This is a genomic window from Streptomyces sp. UNOC14_S4 (assembly GCF_020740835.1).
GTDB lineage: Bacteria > Actinomycetota > Actinomycetes > Streptomycetales > Streptomycetaceae > Streptomyces.
The window spans coordinates 1-5,592 of record NZ_JAINFC010000491.1 but is presented as its reverse complement, the minus strand read 5'-3'; the positions used below and the strand labels follow the sequence as shown (position 1 = coordinate 5,592).

3 protein-coding genes are annotated in these 5,592 nt (G+C 73.5%); all 3 read left to right on the top strand.

All coding sequences use genetic code 11. The features are described 5' to 3' along the window. The first annotated feature begins 311 nt into the window (after window positions 1–311). The 3 genes from K6I34_RS30335 to meaB are packed head-to-tail and all read left to right on the top strand — an operon-like array spanning window position 312 to window position 5,384. Complete coding sequence (locus K6I34_RS30335) at window positions 312–2,192, top strand: methylmalonyl-CoA mutase subunit beta (protein WP_229330820.1); 1,881 nt, start codon at window positions 312–314, stop codon at window positions 2,190–2,192. Beyond that, entirely contained in the window at window positions 2,192–4,393 is a 2,202-nt protein-coding gene (gene scpA, locus K6I34_RS30330; RefSeq protein WP_229330818.1) for a methylmalonyl-CoA mutase, read from the top strand. Before K6I34_RS30335 ends, scpA begins: the two co-directional genes overlap by 1 nt. Before the next feature lie 4 nt (window positions 4,394–4,397). Beyond that, window positions 4,398–5,384 carry a methylmalonyl Co-A mutase-associated GTPase MeaB gene (gene meaB / locus K6I34_RS30325; protein ID WP_229330816.1) on the top strand — a complete coding sequence of 329 codons (987 nt, stop codon included), beginning with the start codon at window positions 4,398–4,400 and terminating at the stop codon, window positions 5,382–5,384. Window positions 5,385–5,592: the final 208 nt, after the last annotated feature.

Genomic DNA, 5,592 nt, shown 5'->3' with positions numbered 1-5,592 from the left:
GTGGTGCTCGGGCGGGCGAAACTAGGGGGGCAGGTGGGGGTTTCAGGGGGTGCGCCCCGGCGCGGAGGCGCCCGTAAGGGGCGCGGGGAACTGCGCAACCAGCCACGAAACGATCCGCAGCCGCGAACCGGCCCTGCGAGGCAGCCCGTTGGGCGCGGGGGTCCGGGGGCGCAGCCCCCGCCGGAACCCGGGGCGAAGCCCCGGTCACAGGCCAGGCCGCACCCCGTCCGGAAGCCCGCGGCAGGCGAAGAGGCAAAGGTCACAGCACGTTCCCCTGCAACGCCACGCGCGAGCGCCCTAGCCTTCCCCCCATGACGGTCCTGCCTGACGAAGGCTTCTCCCTGGCCGCCGAATTCCCGGACGCGACCCGCGAACAGTGGCAACGCCTCGTCGAAGGCGTGCTGAGCAAAGCGGGCACCGTGGCCGAGGGTCCGGCTGCAGAGGAAGCGCTGTCCATCACGCTTCTGGACGGGCCCACGATCCGCCCGCTCTACACGGCCGACGACAGTGCCCCCGCGGCCGGCCACCCCGGCTTCGCGCCCTTCGTCCGCGGCGGCCGGCCCGAGGGCACCGCCGTCTCCGGATGGGACGTACGCCAGCACCACGCCGATCCCGACCCCGGGCGGGCCAACGAGGCCGTCCTCGCCGACCTCGAGAACGGCGTCACCTCCCTCTGGCTCACCACAGGCGATGCGGGACTGCCCATCGAGGCACTCCCGGCCGCCCTGGACGGCGTCTACCTCGACCTGGCTCCCGTCGTCCTCGACCCGGGCGCCGACTTCGAAGCCGCCGCACACCGGCTCCTGGCGCTCCACGACGAACGCGGCCTGCCGCCCGGCGCCGCCCGGGGCAATCTCGGCGCCGACCCGCTGGGCACCCTGGCCCGCACCGGCGGCACCACTGACCCCGCCGAGTCCCTCGCGGCCGCCGCCGCGCTCGCCGCCCGGTGCCTCCGTGACCGTCCGGGCATCCGCGCCCTCACCGTCGACGCGCTGCCCTATCACGAGGCGGGCGGCTCGGCCGCCCAGGAGCTGGGCGCCGCTCTGGCCACCGGCGTCGCCTACCTCCGCGCGCTCACCGCTGCCGGCCTCACCGTCGACCAGGCCTGTGCCCAGCTGGAGTTCCGCTACGCGGCCACCGCCGACCAGTTCCTGACCATCGCCAAGTTCCGCGCCGCGCGCCGCCTGTGGGCCCGCGTCGCCGAGGTCAGCGGCGCCGCCACCGCGAGTGCCGCGCAGCGCCAGCACGCTGTCACCTCCTCGGTGATGATGACCCGCCGCGACCCCTGGGTGAACATGCTGCGCACCACCGTCGCCTGCCTCGGCGCCGGAGTGGGCGGCGCGGACTCCGTCACCGTCCTGCCCTTCGACGAGGCGCTCGGCCTGCCCGACGCCTTCGCCCGCCGTATCGCCCGCAACACCTCGTCCATCCTGCTCGAGGAGTCCCACCTCGCCCGCGTCATCGACCCTGCGGGCGGCTCCTGGTACGTCGAGCGGCTCACCGATGAGCTCGCCCGCGCGGGCTGGGAGTTCTTCCAGTGGATCGAGCGCCTGGGCGGCCAGGCGGCGATCCTGCGCGAGGGGCACTTGGCCAAGAGCCTGGCCGACAACTGGGAAGCGTGCAGCGACAGGACCGCCGAGCGGCGGTATCCGATCACCGGTGTCAGCGAGTTCCCGAACCTGACCGAGAAGCCCCTGGAGCGTGAACCCGCGCCCCGGCCGCTGTCCGGTGGCCTGCCCCGGGTCCGCCGCGACGAGGCGTACGAGCGGCTGCGTGCCCGCTCCGACGCCCACCTGGCCGCCACCGGCGCCCGGCCGCGGGTCTTCCTCGCCGCGCTCGGCCCCGCCGCCGCGCACACCGCCAGGGCCACTTTCGCCGCCAACCTCTTCCAGGCCGGCGGCATCGAGCCCGTCCTCGTGCCGGTCGACGCCGCCACCGTCGCGGAGGCCTTCGCCCGCAGCGGCGCCGTGATCGCCTGCCTGTGCTCCAGCGACGCGCTCTACGCCGAACAGGCCGAAGCCGTCGCCGCGGCCCTCGAACAGGCCGGCGCCCGCCAGGTCTTCCTGGCCGGGAAGCCGCGCGGCGAGCAGCAGAAGGCCTATGCGAAGGCAGGAGTCGACGAGTTCGTCTTCGCCGGCGGCAACGCGGTTGCCGTCCTCTCCTCCGTCCTCGACCGCATGGGAGTGGCGTGATGTCGATCCCCGACTTCTCCGGCATCGACCTGGGGCCCGCGGCCGCCGCCCCCGCCGACCCGGCGGCCTGGCGCGCGGCGCTGAAGGAGAACACCGGCCACAGCCCCGAGGACCTGCTCTGGGAGACCCCCGAGGGCATCGGCGTCAAGCCCCTCTACACCGCCGAGGACCTGCGCGGCCTCGACTTCCTCGGCACCTACCCCGGCATCGCGCCGTACCTGCGCGGCCCGTACCCCACGATGTACGTCAACCAGCCGTGGACCATCCGCCAGTACGCCGGGTTCTCCACCGCCGAGGAGTCCAACGCCTTCTACCGCCGCAATCTGGCGGCCGGTCAGAAGGGCCTGTCCGTCGCCTTCGACCTGCCCACGCACCGCGGCTACGACAGCGACCACCCGCGCGTCACCGGCGACGTCGGCATGGCGGGCGTCGCCATCGACTCGATCTACGACATGCGCCGGCTCTTCGACGGCATCCCGCTGGACCGCATGAGCGTGTCGATGACCATGAACGGGGCCGTCCTGCCCGTCCTCGCGCTCTACATCGTGGCCGCCGAGGAGCAGGGCGTACCGCCCGAGAAGCTGGCCGGGACCATTCAGAACGACATCCTCAAGGAGTTCATGGTCCGCAACACCTACATCTATCCGCCCCGGCCCTCGATGCGGATCATCTCGGACATCTTCGCGTACACCTCGCAGAAGATGCCCCGCTACAACTCCATCTCCATCTCCGGCTACCACATCCAGGAAGCCGGGGCGACCGCCGACCTCGAACTCGCCTACACCCTCGCCGACGGCGTGGAGTACCTGAAGGCGGGCATCGACGCGGGGCTCGACGTCGACGCCTTCGCGCCCCGCCTCTCCTTCTTCTGGGCGATCGGCATGAACTTCTTCATGGAGATCGCCAAACTCCGGGCGGCCCGCCTGCTGTGGGCGAAGCTCGTCAAGCGCTTCGACCCGCAGAACGCCAAGTCGCTGTCGCTGCGCACCCACTCGCAGACCTCGGGCTGGTCGCTGACCGCGCAGGACGTCTTCAACAACGTCACGCGCACCTGCGTCGAGGCCATGGCGGCGACCCAGGGCCACACCCAGTCGCTGCACACCAACGCCCTCGACGAGGCGCTGGCCCTGCCCACCGACTTCTCCGCCCGCATCGCCCGCAACACCCAGCTCCTCCTCCAGCAGGAGTCCGGCACCTGCCGGGTCATCGACCCGTGGGGCGGCAGCGCGTACGTCGAGAAGCTCACCCACGACCTCGCCCGCCGCGCCTGGCGGCACATCCAGGAGGTCGAAGCCGCGGGCGGCATGGCCCAGGCCATCGACGCGGGCATCCCCAAGCTCCGCGTCGAGGAGGCGGCGGCCCGCACCCAGGCCCGCATCGACTCCGGGCGGCAGCCGGTCATCGGCGTCAACAAGTACCGGGTCGACAGCGACGAGCAGATCGAGGTCCTCAAGGTCGACAACTCCTCCGTGCGCGCCCAGCAGATCGAGAAGCTGCGGCGGCTGCGCGCCGAGCGCGACGAGGCCGCGTGCCAGGACGCCCTGAACGCCCTCACGCGCGCCGCCGGGTCGGGCCCGGGCCAGGGGCTCGACGGCAACCTGCTGGCCCTGGCCGTGGACGCGGCCCGCGCCAAGGCCACCGTCGGTGAGATCTCCGACGCCCTGGAGAAGGTGTACGGGCGGCACGCTGGACAGATCCGTACGATCTCCGGTGTGTACCGGGAAGAGGCCGGATCGTCGTCCGGCGTGGAGCGCACGCGCGCGCTGGTGGCGGCGTTCGAGCGGGAGGACGGCCGCAGGCCGCGCATCCTCGTCGCCAAGATGGGCCAGGACGGCCACGACCGCGGCCAGAAGGTCATCGCCACCGCCTTCGCCGACCTCGGCTTCGACGTCGACGTCGGCCCGCTCTTCCAGACGCCCGAGGAGGTCGCCCGGCAGGCGGTGGAGGCCGACGTGCACATCGTCGGCGTCTCCTCGCTCGCCGCCGGCCACCTCACGCTCGTGCCCGCGCTCCGCGAGCAACTGGCCGAGCAGGGCCGCGAGGACATCATGATCGTCGTCGGCGGGGTCATCCCCCCGCAGGACGTCGAGCCGCTGCGGGAGATGGGCGCCGCCGCGGTGTTCCTGCCCGGCACGGTCATCCCCGACGCCGCCAGCGATCTGCTCGGGACCCTCGCCGGGGCCCTCGGGCACGAGCTGTGATCCCATGGCGCCCACGATCGATCCGGACGTGTACGTCAAGGGTGTGCTGGACGGCAAGCGGGCGGTCGTCGCCCGCGCCATCACCCTCGTCGAGTCGGCCCGCGCCGACCACCGGGAACTCGCCCAGCGGATGCTGACCGAGCTCCTGCCCCACGCGGGCGGGGCCCGGCGCATCGGCATCACCGGTGTGCCCGGCGTCGGGAAGTCCACCTTCATCGACGCCCTCGGCACGATGCTCACCGGGCTCGGCCACCGGGTCGCCGTGCTCGCCGTCGACCCTTCCTCCAGCAGGACCGGCGGCAGCATCCTCGGCGACAAGACCCGCATGGAACGGCTCGCCGTCGACCCCGCCGCGTTCGTCCGGCCCTCGCCCACCGCCGGGACGCTCGGCGGAGTGGCCCGCGCCACCCGCGAGACCATCGTCGTGATGGAGGCGGCGGGCTACGACGTGGTGCTCGTCGAGACCGTCGGCGTCGGCCAGTCCGAGACGGCCGTCGCCGACATGGTCGACACCTTCCTCATGCTCACCCTGGCCCGCACCGGCGACCAGCTCCAGGGCATCAAGAAGGGCGTGCTCGAACTCGCCGACGTCGTCGCCGTGAACAAGGCCGACGGCCCGCACGAGCGCGACGCGAAGGCCGCGGCGCGGGAACTGGCGGGCGCGCTGCGGCTGTTGCGCGCCCCCGACGCGGCGTGGAACCCGCCCGTCCTCACGTGCAGCGCCCGCGAGGGCACGGGCCTCGACACGCTCTGGGAACGCCTGGAGCAGCACCGGCGCGTCCTCGACGCGACGGGGGCGCTCGCCGCGCGGCGCCGGGAGCAGCAGGTGGACTGGGTCTGGACGATGGTCCGTGAGCAGCTGCTCACGGAGTTGCGCTCCCACGCCGAGGTGCGGCGGCTGGCGCCTTCGCTCGAAGCGGCCGTGCGCGGCGGCGCGCTGCCGGCGAGTGCGGCGGCGCAGCGTCTTCTGGCCGCCTTCCGCGAGGGGTGACCCCACCGGGGGCTCCGCCCCCGGGCCCCCGGCGCCTACCGGGTTGCCACCCGGGCCCGGTGGGCGGCTGCGGGTCGTCGACGGCTGGTCGCGCAGTTCCCCGCGCCCCTGACGGGGCGCGCCCCGGCGGCTGCGCTTGCGCATCACCTCCCGTTTGTGGGCAGGCGTTCCGCACGGCTGGGGGCACCTCCCGGACGGAGTCTGGGGG

Bases quoted from the DNA above. Each gene is read 5' to 3' on its own strand.
- K6I34_RS30335 (WP_229330820.1), top strand. From the start codon at position 312: ATGACGGTCCTGCCTGACGAAGGCTTCTCCCTGGCCGCCGAATTCCCG.
- scpA (WP_229330818.1), top strand. From the start codon at position 2,192: ATGTCGATCCCCGACTTCTCCGGCATCGACCTGGGGCCCGCGGCCGCC.
- meaB (WP_229330816.1), top strand. From the start codon at position 4,398: ATGGCGCCCACGATCGATCCGGACGTGTACGTCAAGGGTGTGCTGGAC.